18 protein-coding genes and 1 riboswitch are annotated in these 17,102 nt (G+C 62.8%); of the genes, 9 read left to right on the top strand and 9 right to left on the bottom strand.

The window, feature by feature from the left end; translation table 11 throughout:
* Nucleotides 1-5 precede the first annotated feature (5 nt).
* The 4 genes from BQ8794_RS19610 to BQ8794_RS19625 all read left to right on the top strand — a co-directional run bounded on the left by BQ8794_RS19610 (nucleotide 6) and on the right by BQ8794_RS19625 (nucleotide 3,951).
* Nucleotides 6-1,058, top strand: a complete 1,053-nt coding sequence (locus BQ8794_RS19610; RefSeq protein WP_077380288.1) for an ABC transporter permease — start codon at nucleotides 6-8, stop codon at nucleotides 1,056-1,058.
* Between the two features lie 45 nt (nucleotides 1,059-1,103).
* The gene (locus BQ8794_RS19615; protein WP_077380289.1) at nucleotides 1,104-2,222 is read left to right on the top strand and encodes an ABC transporter substrate-binding protein; all 1,119 of its coding nucleotides are present in this window, start codon (nucleotides 1,104-1,106) and stop codon (nucleotides 2,220-2,222) included.
* Nucleotides 2,223-2,365: 143 nt separating this feature from the next.
* Entirely contained in the window at nucleotides 2,366-2,713 is a 348-nt protein-coding gene (locus tag BQ8794_RS19620) for a hypothetical protein (RefSeq protein ID WP_077380442.1), read from the top strand.
* Nucleotides 2,714-2,991: 278 nt separating this feature from the next.
* Nucleotides 2,992-3,951: a DMT family transporter gene (locus tag BQ8794_RS19625; protein WP_077380290.1), complete on the top strand. Its 960-nt coding sequence runs from the start codon at nucleotides 2,992-2,994 to the stop codon at nucleotides 3,949-3,951.
* A 23-nt stretch (nucleotides 3,952-3,974) separates the two neighbouring features.
* On the opposite strand, the gene BQ8794_RS19630 is transcribed toward BQ8794_RS19625, so the two are convergent.
* Entirely contained in the window at nucleotides 3,975-4,781 is an 807-nt protein-coding gene (locus tag BQ8794_RS19630) for an ABC transporter permease (RefSeq protein ID WP_077380291.1), read from the bottom strand.
* A complete protein-coding gene (locus BQ8794_RS19635) occupies nucleotides 4,778-5,785 on the bottom strand; it encodes an ATP-binding cassette domain-containing protein (RefSeq protein WP_077380292.1) in 1,008 nt (335 codons plus the stop codon). Before BQ8794_RS19635 ends, BQ8794_RS19630 begins: the two co-directional genes overlap by 4 nt.
* On the opposite strand from BQ8794_RS19635, the gene BQ8794_RS35695 reads away from it, so the two are divergent.
* Entirely contained in the window at nucleotides 5,784-5,927 is a 144-nt protein-coding gene (locus tag BQ8794_RS35695; protein ID WP_167378790.1) for a hypothetical protein, read from the top strand. The two genes, BQ8794_RS19635 and BQ8794_RS35695, sit on opposite strands and share 2 nt — an antisense overlap.
* A 39-nt stretch (nucleotides 5,928-5,966) precedes the next feature.
* Here BQ8794_RS35695 and BQ8794_RS19640 read toward each other — a convergent pair whose 3' ends face one another.
* Both BQ8794_RS19640 and BQ8794_RS19645 read right to left on the bottom strand, forming a co-directional pair.
* A complete protein-coding gene (locus BQ8794_RS19640) occupies nucleotides 5,967-6,476 on the bottom strand; it encodes a superoxide dismutase family protein (RefSeq protein WP_077380293.1) in 510 nt (169 codons plus the stop codon).
* Between the two features lie 131 nt (nucleotides 6,477-6,607).
* The gene (locus tag BQ8794_RS19645; protein ID WP_077380294.1) at nucleotides 6,608-7,384 is read right to left on the bottom strand and encodes a sulfite exporter TauE/SafE family protein; all 777 of its coding nucleotides are present in this window, start codon (nucleotides 7,382-7,384) and stop codon (nucleotides 6,608-6,610) included.
* Nucleotides 7,385-7,635: 251 nt separating this feature from the next.
* Nucleotides 7,636-7,748, top strand: a riboswitch (TPP riboswitch).
* On the opposite strand from BQ8794_RS19645, the gene BQ8794_RS19650 reads away from it, so the two are divergent.
* The 4 genes from BQ8794_RS19650 to BQ8794_RS19665 all read left to right on the top strand — a co-directional run bounded on the left by BQ8794_RS19650 (nucleotide 7,739) and on the right by BQ8794_RS19665 (nucleotide 10,554).
* Nucleotides 7,739-7,966, top strand: a complete 228-nt coding sequence (locus BQ8794_RS19650; RefSeq protein WP_077380295.1) for a hypothetical protein — start codon at nucleotides 7,739-7,741, stop codon at nucleotides 7,964-7,966. (Overlaps the previous riboswitch by 10 nt.)
* A gap of 22 nt (nucleotides 7,967-7,988) precedes the next feature.
* The gene (locus BQ8794_RS19655) at nucleotides 7,989-8,789 is read left to right on the top strand and encodes an ABC transporter permease (protein ID WP_077380296.1); all 801 of its coding nucleotides are present in this window, start codon (nucleotides 7,989-7,991) and stop codon (nucleotides 8,787-8,789) included.
* Nucleotides 8,786-9,544 carry an ABC transporter ATP-binding protein gene (locus BQ8794_RS19660; protein WP_077380297.1) on the top strand — a complete coding sequence of 253 codons (759 nt, stop codon included), beginning with the start codon at nucleotides 8,786-8,788 and terminating at the stop codon, nucleotides 9,542-9,544. The genes BQ8794_RS19655 and BQ8794_RS19660 overlap by 4 nt, the downstream gene beginning before the upstream one ends.
* Nucleotides 9,541-10,554 carry an ABC transporter substrate-binding protein gene (locus BQ8794_RS19665; RefSeq protein ID WP_077380298.1) on the top strand — a complete coding sequence of 338 codons (1,014 nt, stop codon included), beginning with the start codon at nucleotides 9,541-9,543 and terminating at the stop codon, nucleotides 10,552-10,554. Before BQ8794_RS19660 ends, BQ8794_RS19665 begins: the two co-directional genes overlap by 4 nt.
* A gap of 261 nt (nucleotides 10,555-10,815) precedes the next feature.
* Here the strand turns inward: BQ8794_RS19665 and BQ8794_RS19670 are convergent, their stop codons facing one another.
* From BQ8794_RS19670 to BQ8794_RS19690, 5 genes are all read right to left on the bottom strand, one after another.
* Nucleotides 10,816-11,931: an AI-2E family transporter gene (locus tag BQ8794_RS19670; protein WP_077380299.1), complete on the bottom strand. Its 1,116-nt coding sequence runs from the start codon at nucleotides 11,929-11,931 to the stop codon at nucleotides 10,816-10,818.
* 493 nt (nucleotides 11,932-12,424) lie between these two features.
* The gene (amaB, locus tag BQ8794_RS19675; RefSeq protein ID WP_077380443.1) at nucleotides 12,425-13,936 is read right to left on the bottom strand and encodes an L-piperidine-6-carboxylate dehydrogenase; all 1,512 of its coding nucleotides are present in this window, start codon (nucleotides 13,934-13,936) and stop codon (nucleotides 12,425-12,427) included.
* Between the two features lie 236 nt (nucleotides 13,937-14,172).
* Nucleotides 14,173-15,447 (bottom strand): RNA polymerase sigma factor, encoded by a 1,275-nt coding sequence (locus tag BQ8794_RS19680; protein ID WP_077380300.1) that lies wholly within the window; start codon nucleotides 15,445-15,447, stop codon nucleotides 14,173-14,175.
* On the bottom strand, nucleotides 15,444-15,818 hold the full coding sequence (locus BQ8794_RS19685; RefSeq protein ID WP_027153193.1) for a YciI family protein: 375 nt from the start codon (nucleotides 15,816-15,818) through the stop codon (nucleotides 15,444-15,446). Before BQ8794_RS19685 ends, BQ8794_RS19680 begins: the two co-directional genes overlap by 4 nt.
* A 115-nt stretch (nucleotides 15,819-15,933) precedes the next feature.
* Entirely contained in the window at nucleotides 15,934-17,040 is a 1,107-nt protein-coding gene (locus BQ8794_RS19690) for a DNA topoisomerase IB (protein WP_077380301.1), read from the bottom strand.
* Between the last annotated feature and the right edge of the window lie 62 nt (nucleotides 17,041-17,102).

The following is a 17,102-nucleotide window of genomic DNA, read 5'->3' on the forward strand; positions in this document are numbered from 1 at the left end:
AGACCATGCAATCCATCGAATCCACCGCTCTCGAGCCGACACGGGGCGAAATGACCGGCCTGCCGGCGCGGCAGAAGCTCATCAGGCTCGTCCCAGTCTACGGACTCGTCATCCTCACGCTCATGCTGATCGTGCTGTTCTCAATCCTGCTGCCGAAAACGTTCCCGACACTGCTCAATTTACGCTCGATCGTTTCCGACAAGGCGATCATCGCACTGCTGTCGCTGGCCGCCATGATCCCGATGACTTCGGGCCGCATCGACCTGACCGTCGGCTACGGAATAGTATTGTGGCACATCCTCGCAATCAGCCTGCAGACCATGCTGGGCATTCCGTGGCCTCTCGCCGTGATGATCGTTCTGTTTCTCGGCGCCGGTACGGGCTTCCTGAACGGACTCCTCGTGGAGGTCGCCCGGATCGATTCCTTCATCGCCACGCTCGGCACGGGAACCGTGCTCTATGCGCTTGCCCTTTGGCACACCGGCGGGCGGCAGGTGGTCGGTGTCTTGCCCGACGGGTTCTATGCGCTCAACGGCACCATGCTGTTCGGCCTGCCGATCACCGGCTTCTATGTGCTGGCGATCGCCGTCACGTTGTGGATCGTGCTGGAATATTTGCCGATCGGCCGCTACGTCTATGCGATCGGCGCCAATCCCAAGGCGGCTGCCCTCAACGGCATTCCTGTCCGGCGCTTCGTCATCGGGGCTTTCGTCTCGTCGGGGTTTCTCACCGCATTGACGGGCGTTCTGCTCGCTTCCAAGCTGCGCATCGGCCAGGCGAGCGTTGGCCTTGAATATCTGCTGCCGGCGCTTGTCGGAGCGTTCCTCGGCTCGACCACCATCAAACCCGGCCGGGTCAATGTCTGGGGCACGATGATCGGCGTCGCCATCCTCGCCGTCGGAATTTCCGGAATCCAGCAATTCGGCGGCTCCTTCTTCGTTGAGCCTCTATTCAACGGCGTGACGCTTCTCGTCGCGATCGGCATTGCCGGATACGCGCAGCGCAAACGGGGCGCCGCGGCAAAACTGCCGCGGAAGCCAAATCCGTCCGGAAGCTAATAGTCCGGACGGTCGATCAGGATCTAAAAACAGGGAGATAGGGTTATGCAGCGCAGGAACTTTTTGAAATCATCGGTGGCAATGCTGTCGGCCGCCATCGTGGCCCCGGCAATGTTTGCCGACCAGGCGCGGGCCGATGCGATGGCCGACGCCATGGCGATCGTCGAAAAATATGCCCAGAAAGTTACGGCCTGGGATGGCCCGAGCTCCGGCCCGAGGGCCCAGGAAGGCAAGACAATCGTCGTTCTTGCCGGCGACCTGAAAAATGGCGGCATCCTTGGGGTGACGACCGGCGTCGAGGAAGCGGCCGAGGCGATCGGCTGGGAGGTCAAGGTGATCGACGGCGCCGGATCCATCGGAGGCCGCACCGCCGCCTTCGGCCAGGCCATGGCGCTGCAGCCAAGCGGCATCATCATCAACGGCTTCGACGCGGTCGAACAGGCACCGGCGATCGAGCAGGCCAAGGCCGCGGGCATTCCGATGGTTGCCTGGCATGCCGGCCCGACGATCGGCCCGGACGATAAAATAGGACTTTTCGCCAACGTCTCTACCGACGCCATGCAGGTCTCGGCCGCGGCCGCAAACTGGGCCTACGCAGACGCCAAAGGAAAACCCGGAGTCGTGATCTTCACCGATTCCACCTATGCGATAGCCATCGCCAAGGCCGATCGGATGAAGGAGGAAATCGAGAAGCTCGGCGGGACCGTGCTCGAATATGTCGATACGCCTATCGCCGAAACGTCGCAGCGCATGCCGCAGCTGACCACCTCACTGCTGCAGAAGTACGGCGACAGCTGGACGCATTCGCTGGCCATCAACGATCTCTATTTCGACTTCATGGGCCCCTCGCTCGCGGCAGCCGGCAAGACGGGTACCGACGCGCCGATCAATGTCGCCGCCGGCGACGGCTCGGAATCGGCCTATCAACGCATCCGCGCCGGCCAGTTCCAGAAGGTGACGGTGGCCGAACCGCTCAACCTGCAGGGCTGGCAACTGGTCGACGAGCTGAACCGCGCGATCGCCGGTGCAAAATGGTCCGGCTACCTTTCGCCGCTCCATGTCGTGACAGCGGTCAATGTCGAATTCGACGGCGGGCCGAAGAACAGCTTCGACCCCGACAATGGCTATCGCGACGAATACAAAAAAATGTGGGGCAAGATGTAGGCGCAGGTCGTAGCGGGCGCATCGGGAAGATGCGCCCGCTACGACTCACCCGGCCACAGCAGGCCCACCTCAACCGATCCGGCAGTCGCGCGGCCTCGCGGCCGCACCGGGAAATGTTGCAGGCCGAAACACCGGAGAAAACCATGATCATCCGATACGCGCTCTTTGAAGGCGAAATTCATAGCGGCAGGGAAGCTGAGTTCCGCCAGTTCGTGAAAGACCGGCTTGTCCCACTCTGGACGCAGTTTCCCGAAGCCGAGGAAATCCGCATCCTCGACGAAACTATCCGCGACGAAGGTGCCCCGGCCTACGCAATGGCGCTGGCCATCCGCTATCCGGATATGGCGGCGTGCGAATTGGCGCTTCAATCCCCCATCCGATCCAAAAGCCGCGAAGTTACCGGCGAGCTGCTGAAAATGTTCACCGGACGCGTTCACCACCACGTGTTCGACGCCAGCGAATACGAGCCGACACGCGCACCTGAAGAATGAGCGGGCGGTAAGCAGAGATCGTTTTTGTCAACGTGTGGCAAACCAAGCTGGTGAGGCAGCCGCACGCCGCCGCGGACCAGGTCTAAATCGGCGATCCTGTCCGCCTCACGCGCTGCATCGGCACGGGTCAACGCGATGAAGATACGCCGGTATCAGCCACGCGCCATCATCCAGATGTTGCGCTCGAGCAGGCCGCACAGGGATTGGTGACATAGCTGACGTTGCGGCTCGGCAAGACGCAGCAATCCTGCTAAGATCGGCGGTGGGAGGAGACGGGCATGCAATCGCTGCCGATAGCCCATCCTGGCGTAGCCAAGACGACAGCCGACGCATCGCTTCCACTCGCCTATTCCACCGCGACGCTCTGCTGGCTCCTGTCCGCCGGCGTCTACATCGCAGCCAAGTGGGTTGCCCCCGAGATGCCGCCTTGGGCACTCTGCTTCTGGCGGCTGGCGCTCGCCTGCGCGATCCTGCTGCCTATCGTCCATCATCATCACGGGGCGATGCTCGCACTGATCCAGTCCCGGGCGATCGAGGTGCTGGCCATCGGCGCCATCGGGCTGACCCTCTGTCAGGGCATGATCTACACGGGCCTCAATTACACCGACGCGACCACCGCCGGCATTATCATGGCGCTGTCGCCGATCATGACCATGGTGCTTGCCCGCTTCGTGCTCGGCGAGCCCCTCGGCGTCTGGAAGGCGCTTGGCGCGCTGCTCGCTCTGGTCGGGATGGTGGTGATCGTGGCGCGCGGCGACCTTGCCGCGCTGATGCGGCTCCAGTTCAATCCCGGCGAGTTGTGGATCGTCGGCAGCGCGTTTTGCTGGGGCCTCTACACCGTGCTGCTGCGTCGCGCCAAATTCGCCATCGAACTGCTGCCGACGGTGGTCCTGCTGCTGGGGGCCGGCGCGCTGGCCGCACTGCCCCTCTATCTCTGGGAGCTGTTTTCCGGCGAGCGTTCGGCGCTGCATGCGAACGGCCTTCTGGCACTCGCCTATGTCGCTGGCCCGGGCGGCGCTCTGATGTATTACCTCTACAACCGCAGCGTCGAGACGCTTGGCGCCGGGCGCGCCAGCATGCTGCTCTATCTGCAGACTGTCTTCGTCGCCGTGCTCGCTTACCTTTTCCTAGGGGAAAGCTTGCACGGCTACGACCTCGCCGGCGCCGCCTTTATCATCGCCGGCCTGCTGCTCGCCACCGCGATCAAGCCGAGGCAGCGGACGGTGCATGTCGCGTAGGGATACCTCTCCCGCTACTCGTCTCACCTTCTGAGATACAGCCATAGTGTCGTCGGCGCCAGGATCGCGGTCAGCGCCACCGGCGCGATCAGGGCGAGGACGACCTGACTGAGTGTCGCCCCGCCACCCATCAACCCGCGCAGCGCCGTCGTCATCAGCGACACCGGGTTGACTTCGACGAAGGCCCGCAGCCAGTCCGGCATGGTCCCGGGGTCGACCATGATGTTGGAGGCGAAGACGAGCGGGAACAGGAAGGTAAAGCCGAGCGTCATCACTGTGGTTGGCGTGCGGATCAGCAGGCCGAGCACGATGAATACCCAGCCCATGCCGAACCCGATGGTGATCAGCATGGCGAAGGCGGCAAGCACGCCGAGGGTGCCCGCCTCCGGCCGGTAACCGAGGATCAGCCCGATGGTGAGGATGATCGAAGCGGCAATCAAATGGCGCAGGATGTCGCCCACCATCAGGCCGGCGAACGGAGACAGCGACCAGATCGGCAGCGATCGGAAGCGGTCGAACAAGCCCTTGTCGAGGTCGGTCGACAATCCCATGCCCGAATAGACTGCGTTGAACACCACGGTCTGAACCAGGATGCCGGGTAGGAAGAACTGCAGGTATTCGCCAGGCGAACCGGCGAGCGCACCGCCGAAGACGAAGGTGAACAGCAGCGTGAACATGATCGGTGTCATCACCAGGTCGAAGAGCTGCTCCGGCACATGCTTGAATTTCAGCACCGCGCGCCATCCGAAGACCAGCGCGTTGGAAAGGGCCGATGGGGTCCTCGGTCGGGCGACCCTTTGCAGCCGCTGCAGGGATGTCGTGTCGATCATGGCTTGTCGTCCTTCCGGCTTTCACCCAGGCTCGGCTGGCCGGTCAGCGCGAAGAAGACCTCCTCAAGGCTGGGTTGGCCCATGGAGAAATCCGACAGTTCGATGCCGGCAGCGACCAGGTCGGCGAGCGCCTCGTTGGCGGCCTTCGCCGTGCCGGCAAGGACGGAAAGTTCCGCGCCTTCGGCACTGCGTTGGACAGGGTGCTCCAGCCGGCGTTCCAGAATCGCCGCCGCCTGGTCCAGCCGCGCAACATCGGCGAGCGCGACATGGAGAAACCCGGAGCCGGTGGCCGCCTTCAATTCCCGGCTGGTGCCTTCGGCAATCTTCCTGCCGTGGTCGATGACGGCGATGCGTGCCGCGAGTTGATCGGCCTCTTCGAGATATTGCGTGGTGAGCAGGATGGTGACGCCGGCCTCGGCGAGGCCGCGGATCATGCCCCAGACATCCTTGCGGGCGTTCGGATCGAGGCCTGTGGTCGGCTCATCGAGGAACAGCACGCCTGGCGTGACGATCAGCGAGGCGGCTATGTCGAGCCTCCTTCGCATGCCACCCGAATAGTCCCTCACCTGTTTCGTCGCCGCCTCGGACAAGCCGAAAGCCGCGAGCAGGTCGTCCGCACGGGCTTTAGCGGCGCGACCGCGAAAACCCCAGAGTCGGGCGAGCAGGACGAGGTTCTCACGGCCCGTCAGGTCCTCGTCGAGCGAAGCGAACTGCCCGGTCATCGCGATTGCCGCACGGACCTCATGCGGGGCCTGCACGAGATCGTGCCCCATCACGGTCGCGGAGCCGGCGTCAGGCCGCGACAGCGTCGAAAGCATCCGCATCAGCGTTGTCTTGCCGGCGCCGTTCGGACCCAGGATAGCGAAAATCATGCCGCGCGGCACATCGAGGTCGATACCATCGACGGCACGCAGCTTGCCGAAGGTTTTGACCAGGCCCCGGGCGGAAATGGCTGACTGGGCAAGGCCCGTGGCGGGCAGACCCATAGGAGAAGTATCGTTCATGCAATCATCCGGCAGTCGCAAAATGAAGGCCAACTTCGGCGCAATGGCTGCGTCGTCAGTTCCTCTGCAGGCGCACGAGCTTACCGTCTGGCTTGTCCTCAAGCCAGAGGCTCCGACCATCTGCCTGGCCGCCGCGCTGTAGCGCCGGTCAGATCATGTCGGCTACTCCCTTGGGGTTTTCTCACTCGATCACGGCACAGGTCTGACGTTTTCCGGCATCACCGGCAGGCTGGCTTTTGTAGTCGTCCTGTCCACCGTGGATCATCAATGCCTTGCCTCGTATCGCCGTTTCTCCACCATCCAGCTTGACCATGCTGTTGAACACCTGAGCACGCAAAACGCCGTCGGCGCCGACCCGCTGATTTGGCATATCGCCCGCGTGAGGGCCTTTCCCAGTGAGATATCCATGTTCGGCATTCGTCGGATTGAAGTGCCCACCGGCCGAGTCATGGCCGGTCTGATGATCGCACTTTCCGGTCTCATGAACATGGAACGCAACCCATTCGCCCGCCGGCAGTCCCGTCACCTCCAACTCTATCAGCACACCCTGCGCCGCCTCGGTCAGCGTGGCCGTTCCATTCTTCTCGCCAGCCATGTTGACGAATTCGGCTTTCGCGGTCGCGGCGTCCTGAGCCGCTGCAGGCATCGCGACCGCCAGCGCCAACCCTGTTGTTGCAACCAATCTTTTCATTGACTCTGCCTCCGGTTGTCCAGGGCATCCAAACAACAACGGGGCCTCTTCGTTCCATTTGGGAATTGAGTTTTTGTCTCCGGCACGGCCGCCAGGGAAGCGACGCCGACAACTTTTTCGATGTGCCTCAGTTACACCAGTTCGAAGAGTTGCGCGGTTTGCCAGCCCGCCAGCACTATGATGAGAGTACCAACGAGCCTGAGAAGCGTCTTTTCTGCGATCGACTTCACCATCAATCCGGCGATCGGCGCTGCGATCACGCCGCCAAGGACCAAGCCGGCAACGGCGACTAGATTTTCTGCCAGCTCTCCTGCCTCCGCCCAATGGCCCGTCAATAACGCAAACAGGAAGGTCAGAGACACCGACAACGTGATGAGGAACTCGCTGGCATTAACCGTACCAATAACGTAGCGGGGCGTCCCGCCAAAACCGAGAAGGCCTGTCGTCACGATGGGTCCCCATCCGCCACCCCCTGCGGCATCGAGAAATCCACCACCAAGTCCAAGCGGAGGTACCACGGCTGCAGGGACCGGATTGCTTGGGAACCGCCGGAAGGAACGGAACAGGAGCCAAGCTCCGACGAGCGCGAGATATATGGTCACATATGGCTTCATGACGGCCCCTTCAAACGAGGTGAGCACAAAAGCGCCGAGAACGCCGCCGAGCACGCCAAATGGCATCAGCCGCCAGAAAAGCTTCCAGTCGATATTGCGGTGATAGAGGTGAGCCGAACCCGAAGCCGCCGTGGTAAACAGCTCAGCCGCGTGAACCGAAGCCGAAGCGTGCGCAGGAGACACGCCAAACCCCAGTAGTGTTGTCGAGCAAACCACGCCGTAGGCCATGCCGAGAGCTCCGTCCACAGCCTGAGCTAAAAACCCCACGATCACAAAAAGAAGGAATTCTTGCATTTGGCTCTCCAACAAAGCGCGGTTGTCCTCGACGAAAGAGGAACCCGCTGCCTACAACGCATGCAATCTTCATGCTTCCACAACTCACCAAACGCCTGGCTTCGATAATGGGACGACGAACGGGAGACTGTCCACCCGATCGACGCCTTTCTCCGCACCCGCTGCGATCGAATAGACTGCGCCGCATCTCCTCTGGAGGTTTCACGGGTCGGCCGCAGACTTGCAGCGCCACCCCATATCTGTTTAATTGCCGCCATCCACAGGGGTGCTCCGTATCGCCGGGGCTGAGAGATGGGCTGCAAGCCCGTAAACCCTAGAGCTGATCTGGATAATACCAGCGGAGCGAGGCGGGCGATGTTTTCTGACGCACAGATTTCTCTTTTTCCGATGTTCCCTCTTTATCCGATGATTGGCGATTTCGTCGGCGTCTCCGGGCTCGATGCGCTCGACCCTTGCCGCGAACGGTTGCGCATAGGGACAGACGATATTTTGACGCTGCCGGTCGGACCGCTCGAAAGCCATGTCACGATCGACCTCACGATCGACCTCGCGGTTTCGGCCAACGGCCCGGCCCCGCGCTGATCTTTCGCGCCAGAGGTCTCGCATGTCCCAACCATTCTCCGCCACGCTGCGAATCGCAGTCCTGTTCGGCAAGGTTGGACCGGCCTTGCTATCGGTCGGCACGCTGGTTTTGGCCTGGGAGCTCTATGCGCGCCTCTCGGGCATCTCGCCCACCACGCTGCCCGCGCCGTCACGCGTTCTCGCCCAGGCCATCCAGCAGCGCCAGGCGCTGTTCGACAACACCGTGCCGACGATCAGCGCCACATTGGCGGGTTTCGCCTGTTCGCTGGCCGTTGCCTTCATCCTTTCGATGCTGATCGACTTCTTCAAACCGCTGCGCAGCGCCCTGTTCCCGCTGTTCGTCATCAGCCAGACCCTGCCGCTGGTGGCGATCGCCCCGCTGATCGTGCTCTGGTTCGGCTTCGGGCTGACGCCGAAGATCATGCTGGTCGCCCTCGTGACCTTCTTTCCCATGCTGGTCGCGCTGGTGCAGGGGTATGCATCGACGGATCGCGACATCTCGGCGCTTCTGCATTCGATGGGCGCTTCCCGCATGCGCATTTTCCGGCTGGCCCGCCTGCCCTCCTCGCTGCCCTATTTCTTCGCCGGGCTGCGCATCTCGATCACCTATGCCGTGGTTGGCGCCATCTTCGCGGAATATGCCGGTGCGGCCAAAGGGCTCGGCATCTACATGCTCAACGCCAAGAACAATTTCCGGTCCGATCTCGTGCTGGCGGCCGTGCTGGTCAGCGCCTTGCTTACGCTGGTCCTGTTTGCCGCTACGGCGCTGATCCAGCGCGCCGCCATGCCATGGGAGCGGCTCGATGCCGCACGAAAATCATGAGCAGGCGGCTGGAGTTGCGTCAGGTCAGCAAGCGTTTTGGCGACATTGACGTGCTTGCCGGCATCACCCTGCATGTCGAGCCGGGCGAATTCGTTTCAATCCTCGGCCCCTCCGGAGCCGGCAAATCCACGATCTTCAGCTTGCTGACCGGCGGTCTCGATGGCTACGGCGGCGATGTCGACTTCGACGGACGGCCACTGGCCGACGCGCGCCGACCGTTTGCCTTGATGCCGCAGCGCGATGCCCTGATGCCCTGGCGCACGGTTATCGACAACGCCGCGCTCGGCCTGGAAGTGCAGGGCATGTCCCGCAAGGCGGCGCGTGACGAGGTGGCGTCGCTCTTCGGCGAATTCGGCCTTGCTGGCTTCGAGCATAAGTATCCGGCGCAGCTCTCAGGCGGAATGTGCCAGCGCGCCGCGCTGTTGCGTACCGTCGTGCAGCACCGCGCCATGCTGTTGCTCGACGAACCGTTCGGCGCACTCGACGCCCTCACGCGCACCGGCATGCAGCGCTGGCTTCAGACGATGTGGGACCGACACCGCTGGACCGTCCTGCTGATCACCCACGACGTGCGCGAGGCGGTCTTCCTGTCCGACCGCATCTATGTGCTGAGCCGCCGCCCCGCCCGGGTGCTGCGCGAAATCGCCATACCTCTTTCGCGCCCGCGCAAGGATCTTGCCTCGCCGGAAGCCAGCGCCATCGAAGCCGACATCCTCGATACCCTGCTCGACCCACAGCCCGCCCAAAGGACATGACCATGCTTTCCAGACGCCTATTCATCGCTGCCGCATTGATCGCCGGGCTCGGACCCGTCACGTCCGTGTCAGCCCAGCAGACTGTCACCGTCGCGCTCGACTGGACGCCGAACACAAACCATGTCGGGCTTTATGTCGCCCGGGCGAAAGGCTTCTACGCCGAGGCCGGGCTCGACGTGCAGATCCTGCCCTACAGCGACACTGCGGCCGGTACGCTGATCGCCAACCGCGTGGCCGATTTCGGCATATTGAGTTCCATAGGATTGTTTACCCAGCGCACGGCCGGCGCCGACCTCGTCGCCACCTATGCCATCATGCAGACGGAAACCGGCAGGCTGGTGTTCAACGCCGACCGCGCCGATATACAGTCCCCAAGGGATCTGGACGGCCTGACCTATGGCGGTTTCGGCAGCGCCTGGGAGAATGCGCTGATCGGCACCATCATCCGCCATGACGGCGGCGGGGGCAATTTCGAAACAGTGACGCTGGGCACCTCCGCCTATGAGGCGTTGGCCAATGGCAAAGTCGATTTTACGCTCGAAGTCTATACTTGGGAGGGGATCAAGGCGGAACTCGACGGCAAGGCCCAGCGCACCTTCCGCTATGCGGATTTCGGCGTTCCCGACCAACATACCAACTTCATTGGCTCGAGCCGGGCCTACCTCGAGAAGAACAAGGACACCGCAACCGCGTTCATCGCCGCGACCAGGCGCGGCTATGCCTTCGCCGTCGAACATCCGCAAGAAGCGGCTAATATCCTGATCGCAGCAAACAGCGACGTGTTGACCGACCGACCGTTGATCGAGGCATCACTGAAGGCGCTGGTCGACGGCCACTATTTGCAAAGCCCCACCGGCGCGATCGGCACGATCGATCCCGCAAAGATGGAGGCTATCGGCGACTACCTGTTCAAGGCCGGCGCCCTGCGCGACGGCGATGGAAACCCGGCCGGCGAACGACCCGATTTCGCAGCCTATTACACCAACGCCTATCTGGCCGGCGAAAAATGAACCCACCGCGGCACATGCATCTCAATGCCGTGATCCTTGGTCTCGGCAGTCACGAGGCCGGTTGGCGCATGACAGAAAGCCAACCCGCTTGCCTCGGCAAGCCTCGATTATTGGGTCGGACCTGCAAAGCTCAATCGATGACGTGATGCCTTTGCTGGAGGTTCGGAAGCGTTCGACGCCGAGGGTAAGCGCAGCCTTCGCGAGCGATACGGCCTTCCACGTTCTTTAGGTCTAGAATCGAACTAGTGGCGCGTGGCGTGCTTATTCACGACCAGGCGTGGCTCTCGACTGACGTGATGGCTTTGTGTCGCGCTTTGGCGTCAGTTCCGCCCCTGGTGGGTCGTTCAATCGTTTCTTGAGAATGTCAACGAGGCTGACGGTGACCGCGATCACCGCAGGGCCGAGGACAAGCCCGGATGCTCCGAAGAGGACGATGCCACCGACCGCGCCGATAAAGGCGACCACTGTGTGGAGCCGCAGCCGGCTCCCGACAAGCATCGGATAGAGCAGATTGTCGATGCCGGCGACGACGCCGCCGCCCCAGACGGTCAGGATCGCTGCGCTCGCCCAAGCCCCTTCCAGCGCGAGATAGATCGCTGCCGGCACCCAGATCAGGAATGCGCCAAGCACCGGGACGATGGCAAGAAGTCCCATTACCAGGCCCCAGAACACCGGAGTGGGCAGGCCGAGCCACCAGAATATCAGGCCGCCCAGCGTTCCCTGCACAGCGGCGACAAGCACGGTGCCTATCAGGATCGCATGGACCGTCTCGGCAAGGCGGGACAGCAAATATGCCGTCTCCGGTGCACGCAGGGGCGACAGACGCACGATCCCCCGCAGGGCGGGTTCACGGTCCCTCAGAAAATAGAACAGCAGATAGAATGTCAGCACGAACATCACGGCCTGATTGATCGAGCCGCGCAACAGCGATGTGCTTTGTCCCGTCAGCCATTGTACAAATGCGGCGACCGTGCCGGCCGGATCGAGTTGGTTCTCGATCCACTGGGCAACAGCCGAAAGCCTGGGATAGTCCGACACGAAGGCATCTGTGTTCCAGCCCCGGATGACCTCCTCCATATAGGTGGCGCCGTTTACCGCCTCGCGAACAAGCTGCTGTGCCACGAAGATGAGCGGCAGGCCGACCGCCACCGCCGCGACGCTCACCGATATCAGTGCAGCCAGATTTTGATTCCTGAGCCTTTCTTCGACCCGTCGATGAGCCGGATACAGGATGATTGCCAACACCAGCGCCCAGGTCAATGCGGGCAAAAAGGGCAACGCCAAGAGATAGCAGACATACAGACCGAGCGCCGTCGCGGCCACGATGCCGAGCAATCTCATTTGCTTCCTATCGGGCATCTGTTTCAGGTCGGGCATCTCTCGCCGTCTCGCAAACCAAGCGAGACTAGTGGATTTTCTGACAAAATGGCAGTTTCCGTTGCCGCACCCTACGGCTGGGCCGCTGTCGAGCGTGACAAAAATGGCCACGACATTACGCGCTCTGTGGGCTGGTCATACTGGTTGGGCGTCCGTGCGCTGCCACCACCGCGGCCTGCTCGGTCGTGGATGCTCCGCCCGCGGCAGCGCAGCTTCACAGGGCAGCCAAATAAAAAAAGGTCGGACTGTTAAAGTCCGGCCAGGCATGAAGGTTCAAAACCTCCAGAGGGGAACGCGCCGGACGCAATGGGAGGAAAACATCCGACGCAATGCACATATGGGTTGGCACGGCTGACGTTTCAACGACATGGGGTGGGCCACATCAGCCGCTCCATAGAGCCACGTGGGCGGCTTCAATCGTCACGGCCCGTACCGTCTTCCAGCGCCGCTATCGTGGCGGTCATTGCGACCGCCACGACAAGGGCTCACCAGCCTAGTCGATGTCGAAGGACACGCCTTGGGCGAGCGGCAGCGCCTTGGAATAGTTCACGGTGTTGGTGGCGCGCCGCATGTAAGCCTTCCAGGCGTCGGAGCCCGACTCGCGGCCGCCGCCGGTCTCCTTCTCGCCGCCGAAGGCGCCGCCGATCTCGGCCCCCGATGTGCCTATGTTGACGTTTGCGATACCGCAGTCGGACCCGTCGACGCCAAGGAAGCGCTCGGATTCCTGCAGGTCGCGGGTGAAGATCGACGATGACAGCCCCGCTCCGACCGCATTGTGCTCGTCGAGTACGGCGTCGAAGTCCGAGTATTTCATCACGTAGAGGATCGGCGCGAAGGTCTCTTCCGTCACCGGCGAGACCTGCTTGGGCATCTCGACCAGCGCCGGACGAGCGTAATAGGCATCGGTATGGCCATTCTCGACCCGCGTGCCGCCGGTCACCTTGCCGCCGTGTGCGGCGGCTTCCTTCAACGCATTCTGCATGCTGTCGAAGGCTGCCTTGTCGATCAACGGTCCGACCAGCGCTGATGTCTCCAGCGGATTGCCGACAGAGACGCTTTCATAGGCCTTCTTCAGGCGTGGAATCAGGGCATCATAGATGCTCTCATGCACGAACAGGCGCCTGAGCGTCGTGCAGCGCTGGCCGGCCGTGCCCATGGCGCCGAAGGCGATGGCGCGCAGGGCCATGTCGAGATCGGCCGTCGGGCAGACGATGCCGGCATTGTTGCCGCCGAGCTCCAGCACGGCGCGGGCAAAGCGCTTGGCCAGCCGCGGACCGACATCCCCGCCCATGCGGGTCGAGCCGGTGGCCGAAACCAGCGGCACATCAGGATGATCGACCAGAATTTCGCCGACGGCGCGATCGCCGATCAGCACCGAAATCAAGCCTTCCGGAGCATCGCCGAAACGTTCTGCCGCACGCTTGAAGATCGCCTCGCAGGCGAGCGCCGTCAGCGGTGTCTTTTCCGATGGCTTCCACACCACCGCGTCGCCGCAGACCAGCGCCAGCGCGGCGTTCCACGACCACACTGCAACCGGGAAGTTGAAGGCCGAAATCACGCCGACGACGCCCAGCGGGTGCCAGGTTTCCATCATGCGATGGCCGGGCCGCTCGGTGGCGATGGTCAGGCCGTACAATTGCCGGGAGAGGCCGACGGCGAAATCGCAGATGTCGATCATCTCCTGCACTTCGCCGAGCCCTTCGGACGGGATCTTGCCGACCTCGATCGACACCAGCCGGCCAAGCTCGGCCTTGTGGGTACGCAGTTCCTCGCCAAGCAGCCGCACCAACTCGCCACGCTTCGGTGCCGGCACCAGCCGCCATGTCTGGAAGGCTTTATGCGCCCTGTCGATGGTCTCTGCCGCGCCGGCCGGCGAGATCGTCTTCAGCGCGGCGATCTGCTCACCCGTCACCGGACTGCGCACGATAAGATCGCCGCCTGAAAGCGCAGCCTCGGCAACGCCCAGTTTCGCCAGTAACCCGGCTGTTTTCTTCGCAATTGTCATTTTCTTTCCCTTCAGATCCCATCGCTCATAATGCATGTCGCCCAAAAGCATGCCCTCTGGCCTGCCCGAGGGTGCGCAGCGGTTTTGGGACAACGACATGCACCCTTGTGCCATGCCGTCCCTGCGCCGATCGGCACATCAGGCGCTGTCATGGCGTGGCATTACTCGTTTCAGGGAAAAATCGCCACCCCGGCATGGTCTAAGCCCAGGTCAGACCGTTGAACCAGCGATTTGGTTCAGCGCGCTGTCTGTGCTGTTCCCCGCACGGCGCCTTCCTTCATCAGCCGGTCGATATGCATGCGGATATGGGCGGCCTCGGCGGCCGTATTGGCAAGCGCAATGGCGCGGTCGAAGGCGATGCGCGCCTCCTCACCACGATTGAGCTGCATCAGCAGGCCACCCCTAAGGCCGAAGAAGTGGAAATAGCCGGAAAGCCTTTGTTCCAGCGGCTCGATCATGGCAAGTGCGGCTTCCGGCCCGCGCACCTTGGCGACCGCGACGGCGCGATTGAGCGTCACCACCGGCGACGGCTGCATCTGCTCGAGCAGGCTGTAGAGCAGCTCGATCTCGTTCCAGTCCGTGTCCTCGGGCTTTGCCGCGCGCGCATGCAGGGCGGCGATCGCCGCCTGCACCTGGTAGGGACCGGGCTTCTGGTGGCGCAGCGCTTTGTCGACCAGCGCCAGCCCCTCGTCGATCATCTTGCGGCTCCACAGGCTGCGGTCCTGGTCTTCGAGCAGCACGATTTCGCCGTTCTCGTCGAAACGCGCCGGCGCACGCGCATGCTGGAGAAGCAAGAGCGCCGTCAGGCCCATGATCTCCGGCTCGGTCTGGAACAGCCTGAGCAGCAGCCGGGCCAGCCGGATCGCCTCCTCGCAGAGCGGCGCGCGCGCCGGTGCCTCGCCGCTGTTGGTCGAATAGCCTTCGTTGAAGATCAGGTAGACCATGGCGGCGACCGCGGCGAGCCGCTCGGAGCGCTCGACCGCGCCGGGCGTCTCGAACGGCACGCCGGCATCGGCGATGCGCGCCTTGGCACGGGTGATGCGCTGCTCCATGGCGCTTTCACCGACGAGAAAGGCGCGGGCGATCTGCTTGACGCTCAGGCCTGAAACGATGCGCAACGCCACAGCGATCTGCTGCGTCGCCGGCAGGTCGGGATGACAGCAGATGAACAGCAGGCGCAATATGTCGTCGCGGTAGTGCGCGCCGTCCAGCCGTTCGGCAATATCGGTCTCGGCATCTTCCAGATCGGAGATCTGGTGCTCTTCCGGCAGCGGCGCCTGCTTGGCGCGCTTGCGCACCGCGTCGATGCCGCTGTTGCGGCCAACGAAGATCAGCCAGGCTGCCGGATCGCGCGGCGGGCCGTTTGTCGGCCAGTTCTTCAGTGCTCGCAGGCAAGCGTCCTGGAAAGCTTCCTCCGCCGCGTCGAGATCGCGGAAGTAGCGCAACAGCGCGCCCATCGCCTGTGGGCGGGCGGTGCTGATCGCTGTGCTGATCCAGGTAAGGTCGGTCATGCGGAAACCTTGGCGGGATTGAAGAGCGAAACCGGCCGTATCTCGTAGGAGCCGCCGCTCGGGTTGACCTCGGAAAGCTCGCGCGCGAAGTCGACGGCCTCGTCGAGATCGGCGCATTCGAGCGTGTAGAAGCCGAGAAACTGTTCCTTGGTCTCGGCAAACGGGCCATCGATGACGACCGATTCGCCCTTGACCTTTCTCAGGGTTGTCGCAGCGGTCGTCGGCAGCAGCCGCGCCACCGGGCCAAGCCGGCCGGCCCGAGCGTATTTTTCCTGCACGCCCAGGAGTTTTTCCATGACGGCATCGTCCTGTTCCTTGCTCCACGAGCAGACGACGTCTTCGGAGGCATAGCAGAGGATTGCGTAGAGCATGGGTGCGTCCTTTTCTCTGTCAAAGGACGAAACAGTAGGACCGATCCCGACACAACGTCGATAAAAAAATCACGTCCTGCCAGCACAATGAAGGCCTGTGGCTGCTCTGTTCGGTTCAGCTTTCCTGCGCCTTCAGCCACCTCAATACGAGCGCTTCTTCGTCATCAAGGCCGGCTATCGATCGCTTCCGCTTGTTCGCATCCGCCATTTCGCTGAGCAGCCGACCTTCGGACCAGGCTTCGAAAACCTGTGGGTGGATGTAACAGCTGCGACAGATGGCGCGCGTGTTGCCCAGCCGCTCGGCCACCTTGTCGATGACGCCGTTCATCACCCGCTTCTGTTGTGCCTGGCTTTCGGGTCGTTCGGTTTGCGCAAACAGCGACGCAGCATGGATGGTGCCGCCCCAGGTTCGGAAATGCTTGGAGCTGAAATCGGCCCCTGCCGTCTCCCTGATATAGCGGTTGACGTCGTCGGAGCGGATCGGTCGCCTGCTTCCATCCTCGTCGAGATACTGGAACAGCTTCTGGCCCGGCAGATCCTGCGCCCCGCGCACAATCCTGGCGATCCGGCGATCGACGAGCTTCAGCTTCCATTCCTTGCCGGACTTGCCTTTGAAAGCGAAACGCAGGCTCGAGCCATCGATGTCGACATGGCGGTCGCGCAGCGTGGTCAGCCCAAAGCTGTTGTTGTCGCGGGCGTAGGCGGCATTGCCGACGCGAATCATCGTGTTGTCGAGCAGCCAGACCACAGCGGCGACAACCCGTTCCAGCGGCAGGCCGTGACGGCGCAGGTCGGCGTCGATCTGGCGTCGCAGCCCAGGCAGGCTCTCTGCAAAGGCAACCAGGCTCGAATATTTGACGCCGTCGCGCTCCTCGGCCCATTGCGGATGGTAGCGATATTGCTTGCGTCCGCGCTGGTCTCGGCCCGTCGCCTGGATGTGACCGTTGGCATCCGGCGCGATCCACACATCCGTCCACGCCGGCGGGATGGCGAGTGCCTTGATGCGGGCCATGGTGTCCCCGTCGACGCCCTGCCCGTCAGGCCCTTTGTATGAGAATCCCTTGCCGGCCCTGAAACGACGGATACCGGGCTCGGTATCGGTAAGGTAGGTGAGCGAGGCTCGATCGGCCGAGGCCTCTCCGCCATTGTTCGGCGCCCCGTTTTTTGGTGCAACCTCATTGGCAGCCGATCGGCCAGACGACGATCCGGATTTGTCCAGCATATCCTCTCCACGAGAAATTTTCCCGTAGATAAGCGCAGGAACGGCTGCGGGTTCCGCGAACG

This window comes from Mesorhizobium prunaredense, from assembly GCF_900156895.1.
Lineage (GTDB): Bacteria > Pseudomonadota > Alphaproteobacteria > Rhizobiales > Rhizobiaceae > Mesorhizobium > Mesorhizobium prunaredense.

Coding starts and splice junctions, on each gene's coding strand:
- BQ8794_RS19610 (WP_077380288.1), top strand. CDS start 6: ATGCAATCCATCGAATCCACCGCTCTCGAGCCGACACGGGGCGAAATG.
- BQ8794_RS19620 (WP_077380442.1), top strand. CDS start 2,366: ATGATCATCCGATACGCGCTCTTTGAAGGCGAAATTCATAGCGGCAGG.
- BQ8794_RS19615 (WP_077380289.1), top strand. CDS start 1,104: ATGCAGCGCAGGAACTTTTTGAAATCATCGGTGGCAATGCTGTCGGCC.
- BQ8794_RS19660 (WP_077380297.1), top strand. CDS start 8,786: ATGAGCAGGCGGCTGGAGTTGCGTCAGGTCAGCAAGCGTTTTGGCGAC.
- BQ8794_RS19670 (WP_077380299.1), bottom strand. CDS start 11,931: ATGCCCGACCTGAAACAGATGCCCGATAGGAAGCAAATGAGATTGCTC.
- BQ8794_RS19640 (WP_077380293.1), bottom strand. CDS start 6,476: ATGAAAAGATTGGTTGCAACAACAGGGTTGGCGCTGGCGGTCGCGATG.
- BQ8794_RS19625 (WP_077380290.1), top strand. CDS start 2,992: ATGCAATCGCTGCCGATAGCCCATCCTGGCGTAGCCAAGACGACAGCC.
- BQ8794_RS19690 (WP_077380301.1), bottom strand. CDS start 17,040: ATGCTGGACAAATCCGGATCGTCGTCTGGCCGATCGGCTGCCAATGAG.
- BQ8794_RS19635 (WP_077380292.1), bottom strand. CDS start 5,785: ATGAACGATACTTCTCCTATGGGTCTGCCCGCCACGGGCCTTGCCCAG.
- BQ8794_RS19630 (WP_077380291.1), bottom strand. CDS start 4,781: ATGATCGACACGACATCCCTGCAGCGGCTGCAAAGGGTCGCCCGACCG.
- BQ8794_RS19665 (WP_077380298.1), top strand. CDS start 9,541: ATGACCATGCTTTCCAGACGCCTATTCATCGCTGCCGCATTGATCGCC.
- amaB (WP_077380443.1), bottom strand. CDS start 13,936: ATGACAATTGCGAAGAAAACAGCCGGGTTACTGGCGAAACTGGGCGTT.
- BQ8794_RS19655 (WP_077380296.1), top strand. CDS start 7,989: ATGTCCCAACCATTCTCCGCCACGCTGCGAATCGCAGTCCTGTTCGGC.
- BQ8794_RS19685 (WP_027153193.1), bottom strand. CDS start 15,818: ATGCTCTACGCAATCCTCTGCTATGCCTCCGAAGACGTCGTCTGCTCG.
- BQ8794_RS19650 (WP_077380295.1), top strand. CDS start 7,739: ATGTTTTCTGACGCACAGATTTCTCTTTTTCCGATGTTCCCTCTTTAT.
- BQ8794_RS19680 (WP_077380300.1), bottom strand. CDS start 15,447: ATGACCGACCTTACCTGGATCAGCACAGCGATCAGCACCGCCCGCCCA.
- BQ8794_RS35695 (WP_167378790.1), top strand. CDS start 5,784: ATGCAATCATCCGGCAGTCGCAAAATGAAGGCCAACTTCGGCGCAATG.
- BQ8794_RS19645 (WP_077380294.1), bottom strand. CDS start 7,384: ATGCAAGAATTCCTTCTTTTTGTGATCGTGGGGTTTTTAGCTCAGGCT.